General features: G+C 47.1%; 19 protein-coding genes. 13 read left to right on the plus strand and 6 right to left on the minus strand.

The genetic code is table 11. From position 1 onward, the window contains the following. Positions 1–53: 53 nt before the first annotated feature. Together LL912_RS24225 and LL912_RS24230 are read right to left on the minus strand one after the other, a co-directional pair. On the minus strand, positions 54–1,238 hold the full coding sequence (locus LL912_RS24225) for a hypothetical protein (RefSeq protein ID WP_235556213.1): 1,185 nt from the start codon (positions 1,236–1,238) through the stop codon (positions 54–56). A gap of 192 nt (positions 1,239–1,430) precedes the next feature. Further along, positions 1,431–1,901 carry a response regulator gene (locus tag LL912_RS24230; RefSeq protein WP_235556214.1) on the minus strand — a complete coding sequence of 157 codons (471 nt, stop codon included), beginning with the start codon at positions 1,899–1,901 and terminating at the stop codon, positions 1,431–1,433. A 77-nt stretch (positions 1,902–1,978) separates the two neighbouring features. On the opposite strand from LL912_RS24230, the gene LL912_RS24235 reads away from it, so the two are divergent. The 10 genes from LL912_RS24235 (at position 1,979) to LL912_RS24280 (ending at position 15,568) form a co-directional block, all read left to right on the plus strand. Further along, a complete protein-coding gene (locus LL912_RS24235) occupies positions 1,979–3,100 on the plus strand; it encodes a ThiF family adenylyltransferase (RefSeq protein WP_235556215.1) in 1,122 nt (373 codons plus the stop codon). 11 nt (positions 3,101–3,111) lie between these two features. Next, complete coding sequence (locus tag LL912_RS24240) at positions 3,112–3,798, plus strand: hypothetical protein (RefSeq protein WP_235556216.1); 687 nt, start codon at positions 3,112–3,114, stop codon at positions 3,796–3,798. A gap of 4 nt (positions 3,799–3,802) precedes the next feature. Beyond that, positions 3,803–5,941 carry a sensor histidine kinase gene (locus LL912_RS24245; protein ID WP_235556217.1) on the plus strand — a complete coding sequence of 713 codons (2,139 nt, stop codon included), beginning with the start codon at positions 3,803–3,805 and terminating at the stop codon, positions 5,939–5,941. A gap of 14 nt (positions 5,942–5,955) precedes the next feature. Continuing rightward, positions 5,956–7,050, plus strand: coding sequence for a hybrid sensor histidine kinase/response regulator (locus LL912_RS24250; RefSeq protein ID WP_235556218.1), 1,095 nt, complete (start codon positions 5,956–5,958; stop codon positions 7,048–7,050). Positions 7,051–7,097: 47 nt separating this feature from the next. Next, a complete protein-coding gene (gene dcp / locus LL912_RS24255) occupies positions 7,098–9,233 on the plus strand; it encodes a peptidyl-dipeptidase Dcp (protein WP_235556219.1) in 2,136 nt (711 codons plus the stop codon). A 193-nt stretch (positions 9,234–9,426) separates the two neighbouring features. After that, entirely contained in the window at positions 9,427–10,611 is a 1,185-nt protein-coding gene (locus tag LL912_RS24260; RefSeq protein WP_235556220.1) for an acyl-CoA dehydrogenase family protein, read from the plus strand. 454 nt (positions 10,612–11,065) lie between these two features. Continuing rightward, a complete protein-coding gene (locus tag LL912_RS24265; RefSeq protein ID WP_235556221.1) occupies positions 11,066–11,572 on the plus strand; it encodes a shikimate kinase in 507 nt (168 codons plus the stop codon). Further along, complete coding sequence (locus tag LL912_RS24270) at positions 11,565–11,951, plus strand: DUF423 domain-containing protein (RefSeq protein ID WP_235556222.1); 387 nt, start codon at positions 11,565–11,567, stop codon at positions 11,949–11,951. Before LL912_RS24265 ends, LL912_RS24270 begins: the two co-directional genes overlap by 8 nt. A 299-nt stretch (positions 11,952–12,250) precedes the next feature. Further along, a complete protein-coding gene (locus LL912_RS24275; RefSeq protein ID WP_235556223.1) occupies positions 12,251–14,830 on the plus strand; it encodes a DNA translocase FtsK in 2,580 nt (859 codons plus the stop codon). Between the two features lie 90 nt (positions 14,831–14,920). Continuing rightward, positions 14,921–15,568, plus strand: a complete 648-nt coding sequence (locus LL912_RS24280; RefSeq protein ID WP_235556224.1) for a LolA family protein — start codon at positions 14,921–14,923, stop codon at positions 15,566–15,568. A gap of 51 nt (positions 15,569–15,619) precedes the next feature. Here the strand turns inward: LL912_RS24280 and LL912_RS24285 are convergent, their stop codons facing one another. Next, positions 15,620–16,633, minus strand: a complete 1,014-nt coding sequence (locus tag LL912_RS24285) for a LacI family DNA-binding transcriptional regulator (RefSeq protein WP_235556225.1) — start codon at positions 16,631–16,633, stop codon at positions 15,620–15,622. Between the two features lie 216 nt (positions 16,634–16,849). Between LL912_RS24285 and LL912_RS24290 the strand changes: the two genes are divergently transcribed. Together LL912_RS24290 and LL912_RS24295 are read left to right on the plus strand one after the other, a co-directional pair. Next, the gene (locus LL912_RS24290; protein WP_235556226.1) at positions 16,850–17,662 is read left to right on the plus strand and encodes an SDR family oxidoreductase; all 813 of its coding nucleotides are present in this window, start codon (positions 16,850–16,852) and stop codon (positions 17,660–17,662) included. A 56-nt stretch (positions 17,663–17,718) separates the two neighbouring features. After that, the gene (locus LL912_RS24295; RefSeq protein ID WP_235556227.1) at positions 17,719–19,221 is read left to right on the plus strand and encodes a sulfatase; all 1,503 of its coding nucleotides are present in this window, start codon (positions 17,719–17,721) and stop codon (positions 19,219–19,221) included. Positions 19,222–19,651: 430 nt separating this feature from the next. Here the strand turns inward: LL912_RS24295 and LL912_RS24300 are convergent, their stop codons facing one another. Then, a complete protein-coding gene (locus tag LL912_RS24300; protein WP_235556228.1) occupies positions 19,652–20,740 on the minus strand; it encodes a calcium:proton antiporter in 1,089 nt (362 codons plus the stop codon). A 10-nt stretch (positions 20,741–20,750) separates the two neighbouring features. Continuing rightward, positions 20,751–21,578 carry a 3-deoxy-8-phosphooctulonate synthase gene (gene kdsA, locus LL912_RS24305; RefSeq protein WP_235556229.1) on the minus strand — a complete coding sequence of 276 codons (828 nt, stop codon included), beginning with the start codon at positions 21,576–21,578 and terminating at the stop codon, positions 20,751–20,753. A gap of 176 nt (positions 21,579–21,754) precedes the next feature. On the opposite strand from kdsA, the gene LL912_RS24310 reads away from it, so the two are divergent. After that, complete coding sequence (locus LL912_RS24310) at positions 21,755–22,717, plus strand: NAD-dependent epimerase/dehydratase family protein (protein ID WP_235556230.1); 963 nt, start codon at positions 21,755–21,757, stop codon at positions 22,715–22,717. Positions 22,718–22,829: 112 nt separating this feature from the next. Here the strand turns inward: LL912_RS24310 and LL912_RS24315 are convergent, their stop codons facing one another. Continuing rightward, positions 22,830–24,263 (minus strand): SusD/RagB family nutrient-binding outer membrane lipoprotein, encoded by a 1,434-nt coding sequence (locus tag LL912_RS24315; protein ID WP_235556231.1) that lies wholly within the window; start codon positions 24,261–24,263, stop codon positions 22,830–22,832.

Here is a 24,263-nt window from a genome sequence, read left to right on the forward strand (position 1 = left end):
CATCAGCAGCCATCCATCCCAATTCCAAAATCTCAAATCTCAAATCTGTATGCTCACACCTTATACATCCTGTTCGCAGAGTTAATATACTCCAGCGGGTCAAAGGTTTTGTCGAAGGATTCCTGTAGCTCTTTCATTTTAATTTCAAGATCCTTGATCCGGCTTCCGAGCTGCGGGTCGGTCCGGTATTTGTCAAAAAGCTCTTTATACTTTAAAAGATTCTGGCTGATCCGGAAGGTAACCTGGCCAAACCGCTGTTTTAACGACTGTACGTCATTCATCTGGATGTATGCAGCCTGGCGCCATTCCTTGGGGTTGTTCTTTTTTTCGTTGGCTACAAACCGGGCGGCTTCATCCCTTACCCGTGTAAGGTATTGATAACGTTTTTCGGCATCATTTTGCCGGGAGAAATTATTATCAAAATCCGCCTGTGATACTTTGATGATGCCCAGGTTTTCCTTCAGCGATTTATCATATTTCTTTTGCAGATCCTGCAGTTCTGCGGTAATGGCTTCCCACTCATTTTCGATCTGGCTGTTATCAAAATTAAACTGGCTGATCTTCATGGTAAGGGTAAGCATTTCCTCACTCTGGGCTTTCAGTGCTTTTTCCTTTTTGCCGATATTGTCAATATAGGTGGTCATACTGGAAAAGAGCGCTGAAGTTATAGGGCCTGTAACGGGAACTCCTTTTGCAAAACCACTGGCAAAATTGAGCAGGTTGCTGGTCACATTCAGCACCGGGCTTTCCGCTTTTTTTTCTTTTACAAAGGCCGCGTAGGAATTATACCATTTGGTATAGCCTTCATAGTTCATCGGGTTGCCTGTTTCGCTCAGGGAATTAAAAAAAGCCTTGGTGGAATTAAAAAGCACCAATGGTTTGATCTCCCGTTCCATAGAAATAAGATTGACCATTGCAGATTGGTAGTTGGCCTGGAAAATATTTAGCTCATTCTGTTCAATGGCTTTTTGTTTTTCTTCCACTGCCTGAACCCGCAGTACCAGCTTATCTGCTTTGTCCCTCACGTCTTTTGACTCGTTGATAGATTTATCAAGCGCCGACATCCTTTGGTCCAGCTGCGATACTGTGGAATCAAAAGTTTTCGTCTTTAATGTAAAATTCTTCTGTATATCATCCAGTACCTTATCCCTCAACGACTGGGCGCCGGCGGGGTCCTGTGCATGGGCGGAGAGGAGAGCATACAGAAAAGCAGACAGCAACACGTATTTTTTCATCATGTACATTTATAGTTTCAAAATAGCATTCATGAGCGGATTCCCTTGATCAACATCGCCAAACAACAACCATTTCCTGTTATGTGTGAAAACACAAATAACCAGCCAAAATTGGCTTTCAGGGCAAAAACAGGTGGGGTGGCCTGGTATACTTAAATTGGGAATCAGCGGTTTAGGGGTAAAAGTACTAAAAACTCAGGAAAGAAGCGATTGTCTTAATAAGAATTCCATTTGTTTATTGTTCTCTTCCAGCTCTTCGGTGAGCTTTTTATTAGCGCGGTTGAGGGCGTAAAGTTCCAGACCTTCCTGGATGGTTGTTCTTAAAAGGGCTTCTTCCCAGGGTTTCTGGATATATTTGAACACCCGGCCTTTATTGATGGCATCCACCACGGCATCGATATCTGCATAACCGGTAAGCAACATGCGGATGGCATCGGGGTAGTCTTTTATAATAGACTCCAGGAACTCGATACCCGTGGTTTCCGGCATGCGTTGGTCGGTGACGATCAAATGGATCTCCTGTTCCTTCAGAATCCGCAGGGCTTCGTCAACTGTTTGCGCAGTGAAAACAGAAAAGTCACGCCTAAAACACGCTTTAAAAGAATTCAGGTTATGCAATTCGTCATCAACATACAAAACGTTTGAATACTGAAGACTTTGTTCCATACTTTCTTTGGAATTAATATTTGTGTAAGTTTGTGTTTATGTTTATATGTGTGTAACTTCAAAATTACTTAATATTTATGGAAAAAAACGCAACGGCTAGAGAATCAGCCTTGTTGCAGGTATTATCGGATCCCGGTAAAACCTACAGACCCCTGTTTTTCAGGATATACAACCAAGAGGATCAAAAATTGTTCCAGCAACTGCGAAAAAACGTAAAAGACCTGGAAGTATACGACCAGATTTTAAGCCAACTCCAGGAATATATAAAGATTTCTTATTTTACGAAGTTAAAGCCGGGGGAGGATCCTGCGCCATTTATAGCGGAAACCCTGGGCACACATACATTGGAAACATATGGGGTATGGGTATACTACCCCTGGTCGAAAAAACTGATACACCTGCTGGATGAGGAAGCATTTGTGGCATTGAGAACCAGCCGGAACACGTACAAGATTACACCGGAAGAGCGGGAGCTGCTGCGGTCGAAAAAGATTGGTGTAATCGGACTGTCTGTGGGACAGACCATTGCCCAGACGCTGGCCATGGAACGGGTGTGCGGAGCACTGCATCTGGCCGATTTTGACTCCATCGAACTAAGCAATATGAACCGGCTGAACGTTGGGGTGCAGGATATAGGGCTCAACAAGGCCGTTCTGGCTGCACGGAAAATAGCTGAACTCGACCCCTTTCTGGATGTATTGTGCTTTACCGAAGGAATTACGGAGCACAACCTGGATGCATTTTTTTTAGAAAATGGCAAAATCGATATTCTTGTAGAGGAGTGCGACGGTATTGATGTAAAAATTTCGAGCCGTTTAAAAGCACGGTCCCTGGGCATTCCGGTAGTAATGGATACCAACGACCGGGGGATGCTCGATGTGGAACGGTTTGACCTGGAGCCGGATAGAGCCATATTTCATGGCAGCATTGACGAAGGAATCGATACGGCGAAATTAAAGGGATTAACAAATGAAGAAAAAATTGTTATTCTGGGCAAGATATTTGACCTTTCAAAAATTTCCGACAGAATGAAGATGTCACTGGGTGAAATGCAAAAAACGATCAATGCTTGGCCACAGCTCGCTTCTTCCGTTGCATTAGGCGGAGCCATGGTAACGGACACCTGTAGACGGATTTTACTATCGGAGATCCACAATTCCGGTCGGTATTATATTGATTTTAATGATTTAATAAAATAAGAAACGGACCATTGGAAATTGTAATAAGAGCATTCAGAGCTACTACAGACTCCGTTACGTGTCTGAACTTTATCGAAGGTCACCGCCGGCTGCTTGAATTACATTTTGGTATTGTTGCAATTACTTCAAGCAACCAGGACTGGATGTATCATGATAATACATTTGTGATCGTTGCTGAAGATAAAGAACGAACCAAAGTATACGGCGGGGCAAGGGTACAGGTGGCAGACGGAAAAATGCCGCTGCCCATCGAAACGGCGATCAGCAAGTATGATCCGTCGATCCATACAATGGCCCGGCAACCCGGTGTTTCAGAGATCTGCGGTCTATGGAACTCAACGGAAGTGGTCGGCTGGGGGATCGGTAGCTTTTTTATGAGCCGCGCCGGGGTAGCGGTTGCCTGTATGCTGAAGTCTACAAAAGTGCTGTTTTTGGCCGCGCCCATTACGGTGCGAATGGGGAAAAGAATGGGCGCAGAAATAGAAACATCATTGGGGAACCAGGGAAATTTCTTTTATCCGAAAGATGATTTTATTGCTACAGCCATGGCCATTAATGACTGCCCGGTGCTTTCAAAGGCAGATGAAAAAGAGCGGAACCGGATCCGTAGTATACTGGAGCGCCCGGTGCAGCAAACACCGGAAGATGGCCCCAAAGGACAACTGATGATCGACTATCAACTGGATATAACCGGCTAATAGAATGTATAAGCTGATAACTATATTTTTCTTCTCTCTTCTTTTGATCCGTGCACAGGGGCAGCAATTAACCAGCATCGACGACAGTAAAAAAACATACCTGGTTACCCATGCACAGATTGAATACCTGGAGGATCCCAAAGGCCAGTATCGTTTTCCCGGGGTTACCGGGCGGCCTTTTCAGTCCTATAAAGGCCAGGTGCCTAATTTTTTTGTCAGTCACTCTGTATTTTGGTTACGCATCAGGATCAGGAATAATACGGAGCTTCCCCGTTTGATGGTGGCGCTTAACCATCCTACCCTGGACGAGGTCGTTTTTTATACGGTAAAAAAAGATGGTACATTCCTCGACTCGGTCATCATTTCCGAGGAGGCGCCGTTCAGCAGCCGGGTCAATAAGAATCAAAACTATCTGTTTAATGTTACTATGGAGAAGGGAGACGAACGGATTGTTTATATTAAACTGTACGCGTCTGAACAGATACTGGTGCCCATAGAAGTGGGTACGATTAAATCTGTGCAGGAAGATCTTGCCCTGAAAGACCTTGTTTTCGGATTGTACACCGGGTTGATTTTAGCCATGTTTCTTTATAACTTTTTCCTGCTATTCTCCACAAACGACAAAAGTTACTTTTATTATATCCTTTATGTTCTTTTCGTAGGTTTAAGTCAGGCCATGCTACAGGGATACTCCTTCCGGTTTTTATGGCCCAACGCTCCGGGTATTAATGCTTATGCCAATGTATGGATCCCGTTCTTCAACGGCATTGCCGCGGCAGAGTTCATCCGGCATTTTCTGAACCTTAAGCAGCTGTCTGCAAAGCTAAACCGGCGGATGCGCATCATCGAGCTGGCATACTGTATCGCTTTTGTGCTTTCTGTTTTGAAATTCCGGCAGGAAGCACAGATCGTTGTACAATTTGTTGCAGCGGCGGGGTCTGCCTACGTATTGGTAATGTTGAGCAACCTCAGCTACCGGAAAATAAGGGTTGCAAAATTCCTGTTATTGGCATGGACGGTCTTCTTGTGCAGCGTCATTATTTTCGTATTGAGAAATGCCGGTTTACTTCCCTACAATGACCTTACCTATTACGCCCTGCAAATTGGGTCGGCAGCAGAAGCCATATTACTTTCTCTGGCCCTGGCCGATAAAATCAATACCTACCGCAGGGAGGAAGAACTGGCCCGTAAGGAGGCGCTGAGGGTTTCCAGGGAAAATGAGCAATTAATAAAAGAACAGAACATCATCCTCGAAAAGGAAGTGAGAATCCGTACAGAAGAGTTGCAACATACCAACGAAGAACTAAAAGCGGCAATGCTTCAGATACAGCATACCCAGGCCAAACTGGTGGAAAATGAGAAAATGGCATCATTGGGCCAGCTCACTGCAGGAATTGCCCATGAGATCAACAATCCGATTAATTTCGTAACTTCAAATATCCGTCCCCTTGAAGCAGATGTAACGGATCTGCAAAAGGTGATCCGCCGGTACGAAACGCTGGATCTCACAAAAGAGATACCGCCCCAATTGCTCGATATCGAAAAGTATAAAAAAGAAATCGACCTGGAGTATGTATATGAGGAAATTGCCATCCTGCTTTCGGGTATAAAGGAAGGCGCAAGCCGTACTTCTGAAATTGTAAAGGGATTAAAAAGTTTTGCAAGAGTAGATGAAGCCAACTGGAAACGCGTGGATATTAATGAAGGCATTGATTCTACCCTGTTGCTGGTAAAAAATACTTTCCCGCAGAATTTTCAGCTGATAAAAGAATTGGGAACCATCCCAAGGATCGAATGCGAGCCGGGAAAGATTAACCAGGTAATTATGAATATTGTTACCAATGCGATTCAGGCTATACAGGAACGCATTCATGAAGACGGCAAGCAGGGAGTATTAACCATAAAAACCTGGGAAGAGGATCAGATGGTAAAAATGAGTATCGGTGATAACGGAATGGGGATGACGGAGGACGTGAAAAATAAAATATTTGATCCGTTTTTTACCACAAAAGATGTGGGTGCCGGTACCGGGCTGGGCCTGGCCATTGTGCAGGGTATTATTGAACGGCACAATGGCACGATTCAGGTATTTACGGAAAGAGGAAGAGGCACTACCTTTGTAATTAGTTTACCCGTTCGTTAAAATACAGATGCCCCATGACTCCCGAAATTAACGTACTCTATGTAGATGATGAACAGCAAAACCTGAACTCCTTTAAAGCCGCATTCCGTACCCGGTACAAGGTCTTTACAGCGCTTTCTGTACCCGTTGCACTGGAAATTCTGGAACGGGAGGAAATTCATGTGCTGATATCCGACCAGCGCATGCCGGAGATTTCCGGGGTTGAATTTTTTAAGATCACAAAAGAACGTTATCCGCATATCCCAAGGGTATTGTTAACCGGGTATACCGATATTGAAGTGCTGGCCGAGGCTGTTAACCAGGGAGATATTTACCGCTACATTACCAAGCCCTGGGATGACCTGGAACTCCACAACAGTGTATTGAATGCTTATGACCACTATAAAGCCAATAAAGATCTTCAGGAAAAGATATCCGAGCTGGAAAAAGCCAATGCCGGTTTGAACCGGTTTGTATACAGTCTTTCGCACGAGCTGAGAGCACCCATTGCTTCAGCCACTGGCATCCTTGATCTGGTAAAAATGGAAGGAAGGATCGGAGATTCCGGAGGTTACTGGAAATTAATGGATGCCTGTATTCAGAAACTGGATTATTATGTATCGCAAACCGTTCAGTTCTATAAAACCGCCCGGTTTAAAGTGGTACAGGAACAAATTCATTTTGAAACATTGGTGCGCTCATTGATTGACCTGTATCGCACTTCCAACGATACCAAGGATATTACTTTTGAGATTGCCGTGGATGAAGCGCAGCATTTTTACGGAGACCTGTTCCGGGTAGAGATCGTTATTGCCAACCTGCTTTCCAATGCGATAAAATGCCAGCGGCCGGAAGAACCGCATAAAAAGATCAATATCCGTATCGACACGAGTGTCGAAGAAGCCCGCATCCTTATTGCTGATAATGGCATTGGCATGGAAGCGGAAGAAGCCACAAAGATTTTTGACCCCTTCTTTAAGGGGGCGCAACCCGGAAGTTTGGGCCTGGGACTCTTTATCCTGAGAGAGGCGCTTGAAAAGATGAACGGTATAGTAACGGTAAATTCTCAAAGAGGTGTCGGGAGCACCTTTGAAGTAGTTATTCCCAACACTCCCGAGCAAAAGGATTAGTACAGCATTTTATTGTAGGCCCGCCGTTTTTATTTAAAACAAAATTTATGAAGCAGCACTTATTTGTATTTTGCATTTTTTTAATTGTAAGTTCCTGTAATATGCCTGGTAAAGCCCCCGACAAAACTTCAAGCGCCGGAAATCCGCTATTTGAAGAAAGCACCCTGCCGTACCATACCATTCCATTTGATAAAATAAAGGAAAGTGATTTTGAACCGGCTTTCGAAAAAGGCATGCGGGAGGAAATGGAAGCGGTAGACCATATTGCCGGGAATCCGGCGGCTCCAACTTTTGAAAATACGCTGGTTGCCCTTGAAAAATCGGGATTGCTGCTGCGGCGGGTCAACAGTGCCTTCAACGCCCTTACCGGTGCCAATACCAATGACCGGCTGCAGAAAATCCAGGAGGCAATGGCGCCCCGGCTCTCGGCTCATTCAGACTCCATTTATATGAATACCCGTTTGTATGAACGGATTGATACCATTTACCAAAAGCGGAACCAGCTTCAGTTAGATCCTGAATCCAGGCGGTTGGTGGAATACTACCATCAGAAATTTGTGCTGAGCGGTGCTGCGCTTCCGGATTCCGGCAAGGTGCAGTTAAAAAAACTGAACGAAGAAGAAGCAACACTCAGCACAAAGTTCAGCAACCAATTGCTGGCTGCAGCTAAAGCCGGAGCTCTGGTGGTAAAAAGTCCTCAGGAACTGGCTGGTTTATCGGATGCCGAGATCCAGGCAGCCGGCGAAGCGGCAAAAAAGGCCAATCAGGAAGGGCAATACCTCGTTGCACTTTCCAATACCACCCAGCAGCCTGCATTACAATCGCTTCGCAACCGCGATACCCGTAAAAGTCTTTTTGAAGCTTCCTGGACCCGGGCAGAGCGGGGCGATTCGAACGATACGCGTAAAAATATTTTGCGGATCGCCGCCATCCGCCGGGAAAAGGCAAGAATCCTCGGTTTTAATGATTACGCATCCTGGAAACTGCAGGACCAGATGGCAAAAACACCCGGTGCGGTAAATGCATTTTTAGGTAAACTGGTGCCGGCGGCACTTGCCAAAGCAGCCGCAGAAGCAGCGGATATTAAAGCTATGAAGCTCCGGGAAAAGGATACCACCGGATTGGAGCCTTATGACTGGGATTTTTATGCAGAGAAGGTACGTAAGGAAAAGTACGACCTCGACGAATCGGCCATTAAACCCTATTTTGTACTGGATAGTGTATTAAAAAACGGCGTATTTTATGCAGCCACTCAATTATATGGCATTACGTTTAAAGAACGGACCGACCTGCCTGTATACCAGGAAGATGTGAAGGTCTACGAGGTGTTTGACCACGATGGCACTGCGATGGCTTTGTTTTATTGCGATTACTTTAAGCGGGATAACAAAAACGGCGGCGCCTGGATGGATAATTTTGTAACCCAGTCGAAGTTGCTTAATACAAAGCCGGTGATCGTAAACGTGTGCAATTTTGCCAAACCGGTAAAAGGGCAGCCGGCGTTGCTGAGCTTTGACGATGTTACCACGATGTTCCATGAGTTTGGGCATGCCCTTCATGGGCTGTTCGCCAATCAAACCTATCCTTCTTTATCCGGAACCAGTGTTGCCCGTGATTTTGTAGAAATGCCTTCCCAGTTCAATGAGCATTGGGCATTGGATTCAGCAGTGCTAAAAAATTATGCCCGCAATTATAAAACAGGTGAAACGATTCCGCAGGCGCTGGTAGATAAGATCCGCAATGCAGCAACTTTTAACCAGGGGTATGCCATGACCGAACTGCTGGCAGCAGCAAAACTCGATATGCAGTGGCACCTGCTTGCTCCCCGCGACAGTGCTGTTATGGACGTGGATGCATTTGAGCAGGCAGCACTTCAAAAGAACGGTCTGCTGATTTCTTACATTCCTCCACGCTATCGCTCTTCATATTTTTTACACATATGGGCCAACGGTTATTCGGCAGGGTATTATGCATACAGCTGGGCGGAAATGCTGGATCATGACGCCTATGCCTGGTTTAAGGAAAACGGGGGGCTAAAACGGGAGAACGGACAACGTTTCCGGGAAATGATCCTTTCCCGTGGTAATTCGGAAGATCTTGCAGCTTTGTACAAAGCATTCAGGGGAAAGGACCCGGATATCGCGCCGCTATTGCAAAACAGAGGGCTGATTCCTGGGATGTGAAATGTAGAATATTAAATATTAAATTTTAAATGTAAAAGGAGAATTCGTTTTGTAACCCTGGGGTTTGCATCAATGAAAAAGTATTCCGCGCTTACTTTTACATTTTAAATTGGGTATTCTACATTTTACATTTATCTGGGTAAGGTGCCGGGGACACAAAATCAATTACCTTTGAGCGTATCAAACGTTTTGTATGTCTGTAAAAGCCGATTTATTTCAAAGCCCCGATTATTTTGATGTGGATGCGCTTTTTACTGATGAGCACCGCATGATCCGTGATGCGGTACGCGCCTACGTAAAAAAAGAAATTTCACCCATCATTGAAAACTATGCGCAGGAAGCCCGGTTTCCGGAGCATATTGTAAAACAGTTAGGGGCGTTGGGATGCTTTGGTCCAACCGTACCGGTTCAATATGGAGGCGGAGGATTAGACTATATCAGTTACGGCCTGATGATGCAGGAACTGGAACGCGGCGATAGCGGTGTACGTTCCACCGCATCTGTTCAGGGATCGCTGGTTATGTTTCCCATCTTCGCCTATGGCAGCGAAGAACAGAAAATCAAATACCTGCCGCTACTGGCCAGCGGGGAATGGCTGGGCTGTTTCGGGCTCACGGAGCCGGACCACGGAAGCGATCCTTCCAGTATGGTGACCCGCTATACGGAGGATGGAGATGATATCATTCTCAACGGGGCCAAAATGTGGATCAGCAATGCGCCCTTTTCGCAGCTGGCTGTGGTTTGGGCAAAGGACCCTTCCGGTATCGTACATGGTGTGATTGTAGAACGGGGAATGGAAGGATTTTCTACGCCAACAACCCATAATAAATGGAGCCTGAGAGCCTCGGCTACAGGGGAACTTGTTTTTGACAATGTAAGGATTCCCAAAGCCAATATCCTTCCCGGAGTAACCGGTATGAAAGGGCCGCTGAGCTGCCTGAATAAAGCACGGTATGGCATTGCATGGGGCGTAATCGGCGCCGCCATGGATTGTTATGATACGGCACTGCGTTATGCAAAAGAACGCATCCAGTTCGACAAGCCCATTGCGGCATTCCAGTTGCAGCAAAAAAAGCTAGCGGAAATGATCACGGAAATCACGAAAGCACAGTTACTCAACTGGCGGTTGGGCGTATTGATGAACGAAGGGAAGGCTTCTCCCCAACAGGTAAGTATGGCCAAACGGAATTCCTGTGCTATTGCCACCCAGATCTGCAGGGACGCCCGCCAGATCCTGGGCGGAATGGGCATTACCGGCGAATACCCGGTGATGCGGCATATGATGAACCTGGAAAGCGTTATTACCTATGAAGGCACACACGATGTCCATTTACTGATTACAGGAATGGATATTACGGGATTCAATGCGTTTAAATAAAGAAGTTCAAGGTTGGCAGCTGTCCGCAATCAGCAATCAACTGTTAGTGGGCGTGAGGTCTTGATGGTTGATCTTTGGATCTTGTTTTTTAGTGTTTAGCGGACGGGGGCAACAAATAGGGCACATATTTTACACCAGGTTTTGAAATTGGTGCTTTGCCTTTTTGTGCTTGCTCTTTAAAATCAATCACCAGGTCGCGTGAGACCTGATGTTTGGCGGTCGGATCTTGTTTTTAGAATCTGGTATTTTGAATTTATTCCGGCATCACCAACCACTCACTATAAACATTTTACTATTAATCTCTTTAACATCTCCTCCCAAAATATTTCACGATCCCCCCCGAATACCGGATATTTGCAGTTTGAATATAAAATTCGGAGCTTAGAATCTAGGGCTTAGGATTTAGAACTTGGAATTTGGTATTTAGAATTTAAGACTTAGAATTTATTCCGTTATGCGTATTTATCTGATCGGTTTTATGGGTGCGGGGAAAACACATTGGGGAAAGATCCTGAGTAAAAAACTGGAATTGCCGTTTTATGATCTGGATGAACTGATTGTTGCATCCGAAGGGCGGCCCATCACCCGGATCTTTGAAGAAGAAGGAGAGGAGTACTTCAGAATGAAAGAAAAAGAAGTGCTGTATATGATCACCGACAGTCACCCCAGCCTGCTGCTTTCCTGCGGCGGTGGAGCTCCCTGTTATTTTAATAACATTGATTATATGAACCAGCACGGGACCACCGTGTGGCTCAATACCCCCTTTGAAATTCTGCTGGGCAGACTGCGTCAACAAAAAGCGCACCGTCCGCTTTTAAAGGATCTGGATGACGAACAATTGCAGGCGTATATTGTTAAGAAAAATAACGACCGGCGCATTTATTATGATCAGGCAAAACTAAAGGTAGACGATTGCCATATACGGCCGGAAGAATTTATAAAAAAGATTATCGATGCATAGAGCCTTTCTCTCGCTGGGTGCAGCACTGTCCGGACTGGGTGTAATACTCGGTGCCTTCGGGGCACATAAACTAAAACAAATTGCACCAGATTCGGTACCTACGTTTCAAACCGGCGTACAATACCAGATGTACCATGCCATTGCGTTGATCCTTGTGGCCATTCTTTTTGAAAAGTACCCGGTAAAATTAATGTCCTGGGCCGGTATCGCCTTCCTGGTGGGAATCCTTCTGTTCTCCGGCTCTCTTTATGCCTTGGCGGCCCTGAAAGCAACAGGAAAAGTGGGCCTCGGCGGATTGGGTATAGTCACACCCATTGGTGGGCTTTTCTTTATTGCCGGTTGGTTGTTTTTTACGCTTAGTGTGCTCAACAGCAAATAGTTGAAGCTTGTCGGAACAGAAACGGCATCTCACTTCTACATTTCATATTTTTTATTCGATATTTTACATTCCTGGGGAAAGTTTCATGCTGAGGCTCGTTTCTGCTTAATGAGGGATGCCCAATTCCCGGATCCTGTGATCTTTTCAGAAGTATGATTATTGAACAGGAACGGCATCTTCATTCCTACATTTTCAAATCTTCGAATTTCCAAATTTCCCGCCCGCCTAAATTTCCCGCCCGATTGCGGTTTGAGCACTTGATGCTTCATTCTTTAAACAGTAATAGTATCTTTGCTTTTATGGCGACTAAGAGTAAACCGAAGAATAAAAAACCAATAGCGCGGAATCATCATACGACTGGAACCTGGAAAGTTGAAAAAGAAGAAAAAGTTCAGCTAAGGGCGTTGGCTAAAGACGAACGTACCTGGAAAATTGCCGGAACCACCTTTCTCCTGGTCTCCGTTTTCCTCATCATTTCCTTCATCTCCTATTTTTTTACATGGCGACAGGATTTTACCCAGATCTCCCGGGGCAGCGAGATCCTTTGGGACCCGGATGTAAAGATTCTTAACCTGCTGGGAAAACTGGGAGCACTAACGGCTCATTATTTTATTTACCGGTTATTTGGAGTTGCTGCCGTTTTGATCTGCACGTTCTTTTTTGTAGTAGGCGTAAATCTTTTATGGAGGCGCCGGGTATTTTCGGTTTGGAGAAACCTGAAATATGTAACCCTGGGCATGCTGGTGGTGTCGGCGATATTGGCATTCCTGTTGCCCGATGAAGAGTTTCGTTGGGGTGGCGGTGTAGGTAATATGATTGCTGGCTGGTTGCGGAGCTCGTTGGGTACCATCGGTGCAGGGGCGGTGCTCGGATTGATCGTGATTGCTTATTTTATCTGGCAGTTTAACCCTGCGTTTAGCTTCCCTAAAAAGCTGAAACGGCCGCAACCGGAAGAAGAGGCCGCCGCTCCGGAAGAAAAGACGGCTCCTGAAGCAATGACGACTGAGGCTAAAACGACCGGTACTACAGAAACAAAAGGGGCCCGGCTGGTGATCGACGCCGAGGTCGAAAAGCCAAAATATGATATTAAACTGATCAATAAAGAACCGGTTATACAGGCCAAGGAAGAAGAGGAGGGCTACGAACGCATTACGGTATTAAAACCGGAAACCCGGAAAACAACATCTGTAGCAGCCGAAGAAAAAACCTCCGAAGTCGATCCGCCTCCCGCACAGGAGCTCGAAATACCGGCTTTGGAAAAAACGGTGAAGCCTGCAAAACCCATTTCGGATGAAGACCTGAAACTGGAAATCAACTCAGGCCCCATCGCTCCTCCGCCTGCCGCTGCGGTAACCGCGCCGGCAGAAAAAACAAAAGCATACGAACCTGCACTGGATCTAAAACATTATAAAAAACCGTCTCCCGATTTGCTGGAATCACACGGAAGCGAAAAAGTGGTACAGGATCCGCAGGAGCTGGAGAATAATAAGAACCAGATCATAAAAACCCTGGCCAATTACGATATCGAAATCCAGAAAATCAGTGCCACGGTAGGACCAACGGTTACTCTGTATGAGATCGTTCCAGCGGCGGGGGTGCGGATCTCCAAGATCAAAAATCTGGAAGACGATATCGCCTTGAGTTTATCAGCGCTGGGGATCCGGATCATTGCACCTATTCCCGGGCGTGGTACCATTGGTATCGAAGTGCCCAATGCGCGTAAAACGATCGTAAGCATGAAAACCCTGCTGGCATCTGATAAATTCCGGAACAGCAGTTTCTCATTGCCCATCGCTTTGGGAAAGCGGATCGATAACGAAAATTTTATTGTTGACCTAGCCACCATGCCGCACCTGCTGATGGCGGGGGCAACGGGGCAGGGGAAATCCGTTGGGATCAATGCCATTCTGGTATCGCTCCTGTACAGTAAACATCCTTCGCAATTAAAGTTTGTGCTGGTGGATCCAAAGAAAGTGGAGTTAAGTGTTTACAGCCAGATCGTAAATCATTTCCTGGCCCGCCTGCCCAATGAGGAGGATGCCATTATCACGGATACTAAAAAAGTAATCAATACACTAAATGCCCTGTGTATTGAAATGGATAACCGGTACGATCTGTTAAAGGATGCCGGTTGCCGGAACATTAAAGAATATAACGCCAAGTTTACCGCACGCAAGCTGAACCCTGAGAAAGGGCACCAGTTTCTTCCTTTTATTGTATTGGTGGTGGATGAGTTTGCCGACCTGATCATGACGGCCGGCAAAGAAGTGGAGATGCCCATTGCACGCCTGGCGCAGTTGGCACGGGCCATTGGCATACACCTGATCATTGCCACGCAGCGGCCTTCGGTGAACATCATCACGGGTATCATTAAGGCCAACTTCCCGGCCCGTATTGCCTTTAAGGTAAGTAGTAAGATCGATAGCCGCACCATCCTGGATGCCGGCGGAGCGGATCAGCTGATCGGGAAGGGAGATATGTTGATTAGTCTGAATGGGGAAATCTCGAGGTTGCAATGTGCTTTTGTAGATACACCGGAAGTAGATAAGGTTGTGGATTTTATTGCTTATCAGGAAGGATACCCGCAACCCTTCCTGCTGCCCGAATACATTGATGAAAAAGAACTGGAGAGCGGCGATTTTGACCTGGATGACCGGGATTCATTGTTTGAAGATGCGGCCCGGCTCATCGTGGCGAACCAGATCGGATCTACCTCTTTGCTGCAGCGCCGGATGAAGCTGGGATATAACCGTGCCGGACGCCTGATGGATCAGTTGGAGCAGGCCGGCATTGTAGGCCCCAACCAGGGAAGCAAGGCCCGGGAGGTGCTTATAAAAACGGAGGCAGAGCTGCAGCAACACCTGGATATGCTAGGTTAAAATCTGTTAAAAACTGTTAAACGCCGCAACCCGGTATAAATCTTGACGTCTAAGGAGTATAAAATTATCAAAACCAATTTAAAAAAGAATATGAAGAAAGCATATGTAAGTGCCGTTTTTTTATTAATGACTGTATGTTCGTTTGCGCAACAAAGAGATCCGAAAGCAAAAGCGATCCTGGATGAGGCCAGTGCAAAATTCAAAACCTATAAAACAGTGGTAGCTACTTTTGGATACCAGATTCAGAACGCCGTGGGGAAAGTGCTGACAAAGAAAACCGGTACTGTAAACATGAAGGGCGATAAATTTAATATCACTTTTGGAAGTAATAAAATCATTAGTGATGGCGCCACCGTGTGGAACTACGACCCTTCCACTAAAGAAGTAACCGTTAATAATGCCAATAAATCGGAAAGTACGATTACCCCGCAGAAATTATTTACCGATTTCTACAACAAGGATTTTATGTATACCATGGCGCCAGACAGTAAGGTGAATGGCAAACCGGTATCGGTAGTGCTGATGCAGCCGATCGACAGAAACAAACCGTTTAGTCGTTTATACCTGGCCATCGATAAAACCAGCAAGACCGTGGTAAGTGCTACCGTTATTGAGAAGAGCGGTAATAAATATGTATACAGCATCGGAAGTCTGAAGCCCAATATAGCGCTGGCGGATGCACAGTTTGCCTTTAATAAGGCCAGCTATCCCGGTGTGGAAATGGTGGACCTCCGGTAAACAGAATTTGGTCTCATATAATTAACTGAATGCTCCGTTGCGGGGCATTTTTTATGGATGGTGAATGATGAGTTTACAGGGAATGCGGAGAGTGGAAACCGGAAGGGAAGCTCCTTCCGTATTTTCAATATGCTTCAACAGTAATTCAGCAGCAGCAATCCCCATGTCAAAGGAATTTTCATCGATGGAGGCGCTCGGCTTATGATCCAGGTACTGGATTAGCGGAAGGTTTCCAAAACCTACAATGTCCACATACTGTAACCGCTCCGGGTATTTATGTTTTAGAAACCGTAATGCATCAAGACTTACATAACTTTTGAAGGTAAAAAATGCGGTAGGCGGATCGGGAAGTGCACACAGCGCCGCCATCATTTTGTCGGTCTGCGTGGTGGTAAAGTCGATTTCCTTTACCAGGTCAGGATCGTAAGGAATGCCCCGTTTCTCAAGGGCTTTCCGGTAGCCTTCAAGCCGGAGATGGCTGGTGCCGAGGGCTTTGGGGCCCATCAGGTGTGCAATGCGGCGGTGTTGCTTTTTGAAAAGATAATCGATGGCCAGTTCCGCAGCATGCGCATTATCGGTAACTACGGCATCAAAGCCGGGATCGTTTAATGAGCGCGACAGAAACACAACCGGAATGCCGGTCTGCTCCAGCCGTTGAAAAAGCGAAGTCTTCTCGGTGTTTTTTGAAATGGCAATAATTACGCCGTCTACCCGGTTGCTGATCAGGTTCTGAATGATCTGTTCTTCCTTTGCGGTATCTTCATGAGATTGGGCCACAATTACCTGGTATTTATTGGCGCCAGCAACGGCTTCTACACCATTAATGGCCAGCACATAAAACTGGTCCAGCAGATCGGGGATGACCAGCCCGAGGGTGAAGGATTTGCTTTGTTTAAAATGCCGGGCTGCTTCATTGGGAACATAATTCCATTCGTTGGCTAGTTTCACAACCCGCTCTTTTGTCATGGCACTGATGCTGGAATTGTCGTTTAAAGCCTTTGAAACCGTAGAAACGGACATATTCAGTTTTGCAGCAATGTCTTTTATGGTAACGCCCTTTTTCACAATAAATCTGCCCTGTTAATTTCCAAAAGTTCTGAAAAAAAATGTGATTTTCAAAAAAAACTCAAAATCTTCAAACGTTGTAATATGGCATCGCCAGGCTTTTAACATTTTGGCTATTGAAATCAGGCAGTATAAATAATATATTCGCGCCGTTGATAAAAGCTGCGCATTAGAAAAAAACGCGGTTTTGCTTGTCCTTAGATTTAAAAAAGAAATATGACTGCATTTGATCTTGCCGGTAAAGTTGTTGTAATTACAGGTGCTACAGGTGTTTTGGGGAAGGCCTTTGTTGAGGGGGTTGCTGCCGCAGGCGGAACGGTGGTGATTACCGGCCGGAACGAAAAAGTAGCGCGAGAACGGGAGATGCAGGTAACGGCGCAGGGCGGGCGTGCACTTTCAGTGATCGCCGACGTTACAAAGGAACAGGACCTGGTAGCAGCCCGTGACCGGGTTCTAAACACATTCGGACGAATCGATGGCCTGGTAAACGGCGCGGGAGGCAATATGAAGAATGCCATCATCCAAAAAAATATGGGTCTTTTCGACCTGGATATGGCAGCCCTGCGTGCGGTGATGGATCTGAATTTAATGGGAACCGTGCTCCCTACCCAGGTATTTGGAAAAGTGATCGCCGAAAATGGTGGTGGAAGTATTGTTAATATATCTTCCATGGCTTCGCAGCGGGCCATCACAAGGGTATTGGGGTATAGCCTTGCCAAAAGCGCTATTGATGCCTATACCAAATGGTTTGCGATGGAGCTGGGAAACCGCTATGGCGATGCCGTGCGGATGAATGCGATTGCCCCGGGGTTCTTTTTAACCGAACAAAACCGCGAGCTGCTGACAACGCAGGAGGGCGGAATGACCGAGCGGGGAGCTGCTGTAGTTCACCATACCCCTTTTAAGCGGTTTGGAGATCCGCAGGAGCTGACCGGTGCACTGGTTTGGCTGCTGAGTGATGCATCCCGGTTTGTAACCGGAACAGTGATTAATGTGGATGGTGGATTCTCTATTTTTAGCGGCGTGTAGGAAGCAGCATCGGGGCGCCGGAGAGGCCTCTTTTTTGACAATGTAAAATCCGGTATATGCAGCATATCCGCTCACTCCTTTTTTATGTATTATTGTTGGGGGGCATACCTGCTCCGGCAATGGGCCAGCAAAAGCCGGTTGTAAAAGCCTATAACATTCTTTTTATTGCAATCGATGATCTGCGGCCGGAGCTGGGTGCATATGGCAAAAGTTATATGCGAACGCCGCATATGGACCGGTTGGCCCGGACAGGGCGTGTATTCCTGAATCATTATGTAAATGTGCCAACCTGTGGCGCCTCCCGTTATGCGATGCTTACCGGCCGTTTGCCGCAAATACCGGCGGCGCTGACAAATGAAGCGTTTGAAATTTTTACCGCGGGTGAGCCGCGTAAGCCACAACCGGAATCTTTTGTAGAGCTGTTCCGGCGTAACGGGTATACAACGATTGGAATCGGAAAGATCAGTCATGCGCCCGATGGAAGGGTGTATGGTTATAATGCTTCTGCATCAGATAAGCAGGAGCTTCCCAACAGCTGGGATGCCTTTTATTTGGATGCCGGTAAATGGGGAACCGGCTGGAACGCTTTTTTTGGTTATGCAGGAGGAGCGAACCGCCAGGGGATGAAAAACGAGGTATTCCCTTACGAGGACAAAGACGTACCAGATACCGCATACCCTGATGGCCTGACGGCCCGGCTGGCAGCAGCACAGCTAGCGGCGTTAAAAAAGCAGAGTACACCCTTCCTGCTTGCCGTAGGGTTTTTTAAGCCCCATCTGCCGTTTAATGCGCCTAAAAAATACTGGGACCAATATGATGAACAAACGCTGCCATTGTCTGCTGCGCCGGATATGCCGGCATCTGTTAACAGTAAGAGCCTGCACAACAGCAATGAATTTAACCAGTATAAAAAGGGAATAGAAAAACCTGCTTTAAAAACACCGGTATCGGATGCGTATGCACGGAAACTGCGGCATGCCTATTTTGCTGCGGTCAGTTATGTAGACGCCCAGGTGGGGAAGGTACTGGATGCGCTGGCGGAAACCGGCCTGGATAAAAATACCATCGTGGTATTATGGGGCGATCATGGCTGGCATCTTGGAGATGAGCGGGTATGGGGAAAACACACGTTGTCTGAATATGCGCTGCGCAGTCCCCTGATGATCCGTGTTCCGGGGATGCCTGCCGCAGGAGTTCCATCCGGCAAGATCGTACAGTCGGTGGATATTTACCCTACCTTGCTGGAGCTGGCGGGGGTGGTAGCTGCTGATACATTGGATGGCCGGTCATTGTACGCTGAACTTGTACACAGGCCCGGAAAGCCGGAACCCTCCATTGCCTATAGTTATTTTAACCGGGGGATCAGTATCCGTACCAGCCGGTATCGCCTCACAAAATATTACCGAAAAGAGATGCCCGTCATTGAGTTGTATGATTATACAACCGATCCCCATGAAACCCGAAACCAGGCAGCGCAATTTCCATCGGTTGTAAACCGGCTATTACCGTTGATCGAAAGCAAAAAAACATCCATAGAACAATACTGGCGGGAAAAATAATCCGCAGCTGGCGCAGCTGCCCGCAGATAGCCGGCCGGTGTTTGATGTTGAAAAGTTACCGTTGTTTTACAAACCAGTAAAAATGATTGCCACAGAAGCACAGATGGCAGGTCGATGATCCATCCGCGAAAACCAGCAAAAAAAATGCGTAAATCAGTGAAAAAGATCAGTGTTGATCTGTGGGAACCATTGCCACAAAAGCACAAATGGGAGTGCGTGATTCATTCGCGTTGATCAGCTGTATACCGGGCTCTGATCCGGATCGGCCTGCCTTATTTTCTTGTTGCAAACAGATTTGTAATAAGAAAAAATGCAACAAAATTTTTATTACAAATTTGTGATAAGGATTTTGTGATAAAAAAAATATCACAAAAATTTTATTACAACCAGGGCGGGCTATGAGGGCATCCGGGACCCGATGGTGCCGGAGCTATGGAAAAATCGTCAGGAATAAATAAGCCGCAAAAATAACCAGCAGCACCACTCCGTAAAGGATATTGGTTTTCCCGGTTACCAGCGACAGCATTACTGTAAAAATAGAAAGGATGAGCAACACCACGGAAGTGGTATCAATGCCCAGCAATACAGGAGTATGACTGAATAGGGTATAAATGGCCACGGCCGGGATTGTAAGTCCGATACTGGCCAGCGCCGAGCCCAGGGCCAGGTTCATGCTGGTTTGCAGCCGGTTTCTGCGGGCCGCCTGTATCGCGGCAATACATTCCGGCAGCAACACCACCATCGCAATGATAATCCCTACCAGCGAAGCCGGTGCTCCAATAGAAGCCACTCCCGCTTCAATAGCAGGAGACAGCATTTTTGCCAGTAATACAACCGCGCCCAGGCAGGCAATGAGTAAAACCAGGCTGGTAAACATCGTCCGGTTGGAAGGCGGTGCTGCATGCACTTCTTCATTTTCCTTTCCTTCTGGGTCGGCCGGCAAAAAGTAGTCGCGGTGGCGGATGGATTGGATCATGATAAAGCTGGCATAAATGATGAGGCTGACCACGGCGGCAAACACCAGCTGCGGCTGGGTATATTGAGGGCCGGGCTGGCTAACCGTATAATTGGGCAGCACCAGGGTTAATACCAGGATGGCCGTAAGCGCTACCAACGCCGATGTGGTAGAATGTTTCGTTACAAACTGTTCCCGGAACTTAGCCCCGCCGATAAGAATACAAATACCAATGATGAAGGTAAGGATGATCATAATGGCCGCAAAAACCGTATCCCGGGCCAGTGTGGCGGTATTGGCACCGCCGGAAGACATCAGCGATACGAGTAATGAAACCTCGATAACGGTTACAGCTAATGCAAGAATAATGGTTCCAAAGGGTTCGCCTACGCGGTGGGCCACTACCTCGGCATGGTGCACGGCGGCCAGTACGCCGGCTATAAGTACAATACAAAGAATGACCAGGGGAAGGGTCCCTGTCATCGAGCCCATGGTAAAATAGGCGATCCATGCAATAACGGGCGTAATTAACGTCCAGGCGGGTAATGACAGGTTCAACTTCATAAAGAATGGTTTAAGTAGAAAGAACAGCCTTCCGGATCCGGATCAGTTGCTCCAGCAGGGGTTCCAGGTAATCCAGTTTCAGCATATTGGCTCCGTCGCTTTTAGCTACAGCCGGGTTGGGGTGCGTTTCTATAAAGAGACCATCGGCCCCGGTAGCGATCGCCGCCTTGGCAATGGTGCCGATCAGTTCCGGGTTACCGCCGGTAACACCGCTGGTTTGATTGGGTTGCTGCAGGCTATGCGTACAATCCATCGCCACCGGTACCTGGTGTTCCTTCATCCAGGGAATATTCCGGAAGTCAACAACCAGGTCCTGGTACCCGAATGTATTGCCCCGTTCGGTAAGGATCACTTTTTCATTGCCGGCATGCGTTACCTTATCCACCGCAAATTTCATGGAAGGCCCGCTTAGGAACTGGCCTTTTTTTATATTTACCACTTTTCCTGTTTTGGCCGCTGCCTCCAGCAGATCGGTCTGACGGCTCAGGAAGGCGGGTATCTGCAGCATGTCTACGTATTCCGCTGCAACAGCCGCCTCTTCGTGCGCGTGGATATCGCTGACGGTAGGAATATGAAAACGCTCTTTTACCTGTCGGAGCAATTGAAGGGCCGCTTCATCGCCAATACCGGTAAAGGAAGTGATACTGGTACGGTTGGCCTTCCGGTAGGAAGATTTAAACACATAGGGGATGCCCAGGTTTCTACAGATGCGGGAGACTTTTTCGGCCACTTCCATCACCAGTGGTTCGCTTTCGGCCACACAGGGCCCCGCCAGCAGGAAAAAATGATCCGCATCGTATTGCTGTCCGGCAAAAAGATCCGTTAAGAATTGATTCATAATTGCAAATATAGCCTCTAAGGGAGTGTTCGGCCAAAACCGGTTTTTGTCCTCAATAAAGCCCTTCGGTCGTTGCACAATTAAATTTGCACAAAAAAAATAAGATTTCAATCGATTGCGCAGGAATTGCATCCTGAAGGATCTGCCAGTATATTTGCATTTTTAAATATTGCGGCATGACAAAAGAAAAGATCCTGGTGATTGGCGCCTCCGGTCAGATCGGTGTGGAACTGACCCTGGCTTTAAGGGAAATTTACGGAAACAATAATGTGGTGGCTTCGGATCTGAGAGAGGAAAATCCGCTGCTGAAAGGTTCCGGTCCTTACGTTAGCCTGGATGTGATGAATAAGGAAATGCTGCATGTGCAGGTGATCCGGCAGAATATTACACAAATCTATCTCCTGGCAGCCATTTTATCCGCCACCGGCGAAAAGAACCCCGGACTGGCCTGGCACCTGAATATGCAGGGGCTGTTAAACGTGCTGGATATTGCCCGCGAAGAGCATATCAGTAAAGTATACTGGCCCTCATCGATTGCCGTATTTGGTCCTACATCACCCAAGCAAAACTGTCCGCAGCAAACCATTATTGAGCCCACAACGGTTTATGGTATCAGCAAATATGCCGGCGAGTTCTGGTGTAATTATTACAATATGAAATACGGGGTGGATGTGCGAAGCATCCGGTATCCCGGTCTGATCTCTTATAAATCGGCCCCGGGAGGTGGCACTACCGATTACGCCGTTGAAATTTTTCATGAAGCACTGGAGGAAAAAAAATATACCAGCTTCTTAACTGAAGATACTTACCTGCCGATGATGTATATGCCGGACGCGATCCGGGCAACCATCGAATTGATGGAGGCACCGGCCGACCGGATTTCTATCCGTACTTCCTACAATGTAGCCGGTATCAGCTTTTCTCCAAAAGAGATTGGCGCAGAAATCAAAAAGCATATCCCGGAGTTTGAAATGACCTATGCACCCGATTACCGCCAGGAAATAGCCAACAGCTGGCCCCAAAGCATCGATGATACCGTTGCCCGCAACGACTGGGGATGGAAACATGAATACAGTCTGGCCACCATGACGGAAGATATGCTGAAAAACCTGCCGGAAGCGGAAGCGTTTAAAGGATGAGATTTTAAATCTTAAGTTCTGAATTCCAATCTCAACACTCCAATCTCAAATCTCTGTTCCCGTTGATCTGTGCAAGGTCATTTTCCGGAACCATGAATCCTGAAACGGCGTATCATTGCTGCCACCAGAGTCGGGTGCCCTTGGTATCGCCGCCGATGGCTTTTGCGGCAGCCTCCTTGTTGGCCTTATTGGTATTGTCTTCCCCGGTAGGATAGGTGATCCGGTTGGGAACCATTTTGACGGTAGGATCCAGTGAACCCGCTACGGGTGCTATAAACAAGGGATTCCCGTTGGTTTTTGTAAAGTTCAACCGAACGCGCTCATGCCAGGCTTGCATGCCCTGCATATAAAAAGCGATCCATTTTTGCGTGCCGATGCAGTTTTTCCAGTTGGAGGCGCTGTAGGGAACGGAGCGGATATAGGTGGCGGTTTCACCTGCCGGCACGCCCCAGAACTCCATATTCAGGCGGATGCCGTTCTCATAAAAGGTTGGTGCATTGCCCCCGGTTTGCAGGCCCCGTGCGGCTGCTTCTGCCAGGAGGAACTGAGCCTCTGCAGCTGTAAAAAGGATGCCGGGAAAATCTGGCGCGTACACTTTCGATGAGGGCAGGGAATACACCAGTGCGTCTGATGCGTTGTTTTCGCCCGAACCGTAGGGCGATCCTTTATACACACCGTTTACGGTTCTTGCGAAAAGCGGCAGCCGGGGGTCCTTTAGTTCCACCAGGTAGTCGATCAGTGTTTTGCTGACTACAAACTGTACCGGGTCGCGGTCGAGATTATTAAACGGAAACGCATCGGCAGCATTCTTTGTATAAGGAAACAGGGCATTGTCTGCATTCGTAAGCATCACGCCGCGCTGTATGGCCGCTTCGATAGCGGTTTTAGCCTCGGCCGGCTTTGCCGCGCTCATACGCATGGCGATGCGAAGGACCAGAGAATTCGCAAGTTTTTTCCATTTGGACACATCGCCGTTGTACAGCACATCACCGGATGTAAATGAAGGTGCTGCTGTATTAAGCTGGGCTTCAAAGTGCTTCAGTTTGGCCAGCAGATCCGTATAGATGCTAGCAGCATCATCATATGCGGGAAGGGGCGCTTCCGAAACCGCCTGTGTGTAGGGAATATTTCCAAAAGCATCTGTAAGCATATGATAGATCCATACCTGCAGGATGCCGGCAATGGCATTTTGATTTTGAGCCGCGGCCGGTTCAGCGGGTTCCTGGTTGACCTTCTCAATTTCTTTTAATGCCGGAAGGGCCACTGAATAGAGGGTCCATAAATTGGTAGATCCACCATCGGATGAACTGTACCGGCTGTCGGCCTTGTTGTCGGTACCACACCAGTACTGAGCATAATGCATACCTACCCGGTTATTGGTGATGGTATTGTACAGGATGTCTGTAGCTTTCTTTTCGGCAAACAGCAGCAATTGGGCGGGTGAGGCGGTGGAAGGTTTGGTAGGATCCGTATTCAATGTGTCAAACTTGCTGCAGGACCAAACAACCACGGAAAGAAGCACGGGAGTCAATAACTTTAAACGCAT

The sequence above is a fragment of the Niabella agricola genome (assembly GCF_021538615.1).
Lineage (GTDB): Bacteria > Bacteroidota > Bacteroidia > Chitinophagales > Chitinophagaceae > Niabella > Niabella agricola.

Excerpts from the sequence above, each read along its gene's own strand:
- LL912_RS24260 (WP_235556220.1), top strand. The coding sequence starts at position 9,427 with ATGTCTGTAAAAGCCGATTTATTTCAAAGCCCCGATTATTTTGATGTG.
- LL912_RS24300 (WP_235556228.1), bottom strand. The coding sequence starts at position 20,740 with ATGAAGTTGAACCTGTCATTACCCGCCTGGACGTTAATTACGCCCGTT.
- LL912_RS24230 (WP_235556214.1), bottom strand. The coding sequence starts at position 1,901 with ATGGAACAAAGTCTTCAGTATTCAAACGTTTTGTATGTTGATGACGAA.
- LL912_RS24235 (WP_235556215.1), top strand. The coding sequence starts at position 1,979 with ATGGAAAAAAACGCAACGGCTAGAGAATCAGCCTTGTTGCAGGTATTA.
- LL912_RS24280 (WP_235556224.1), top strand. The coding sequence starts at position 14,921 with ATGAAGAAAGCATATGTAAGTGCCGTTTTTTTATTAATGACTGTATGT.
- LL912_RS24265 (WP_235556221.1), top strand. The coding sequence starts at position 11,066 with ATGCGTATTTATCTGATCGGTTTTATGGGTGCGGGGAAAACACATTGG.
- kdsA (WP_235556229.1), bottom strand. The coding sequence starts at position 21,578 with ATGAATCAATTCTTAACGGATCTTTTTGCCGGACAGCAATACGATGCG.
- LL912_RS24315 (WP_235556231.1), bottom strand. The coding sequence starts at position 24,263 with ATGCGTTTAAAGTTATTGACTCCCGTGCTTCTTTCCGTGGTTGTTTGG.
- LL912_RS24250 (WP_235556218.1), top strand. The coding sequence starts at position 5,956 with ATGACTCCCGAAATTAACGTACTCTATGTAGATGATGAACAGCAAAAC.
- LL912_RS24295 (WP_235556227.1), top strand. The coding sequence starts at position 17,719 with ATGCAGCATATCCGCTCACTCCTTTTTTATGTATTATTGTTGGGGGGC.
- LL912_RS24245 (WP_235556217.1), top strand. The coding sequence starts at position 3,803 with ATGTATAAGCTGATAACTATATTTTTCTTCTCTCTTCTTTTGATCCGT.
- LL912_RS24275 (WP_235556223.1), top strand. The coding sequence starts at position 12,251 with ATGGCGACTAAGAGTAAACCGAAGAATAAAAAACCAATAGCGCGGAAT.
- LL912_RS24310 (WP_235556230.1), top strand. The coding sequence starts at position 21,755 with ATGACAAAAGAAAAGATCCTGGTGATTGGCGCCTCCGGTCAGATCGGT.
- LL912_RS24225 (WP_235556213.1), bottom strand. The coding sequence starts at position 1,238 with ATGATGAAAAAATACGTGTTGCTGTCTGCTTTTCTGTATGCTCTCCTC.
- LL912_RS24270 (WP_235556222.1), top strand. The coding sequence starts at position 11,565 with ATGCATAGAGCCTTTCTCTCGCTGGGTGCAGCACTGTCCGGACTGGGT.
- LL912_RS24290 (WP_235556226.1), top strand. The coding sequence starts at position 16,850 with ATGACTGCATTTGATCTTGCCGGTAAAGTTGTTGTAATTACAGGTGCT.
- dcp (WP_235556219.1), top strand. The coding sequence starts at position 7,098 with ATGAAGCAGCACTTATTTGTATTTTGCATTTTTTTAATTGTAAGTTCC.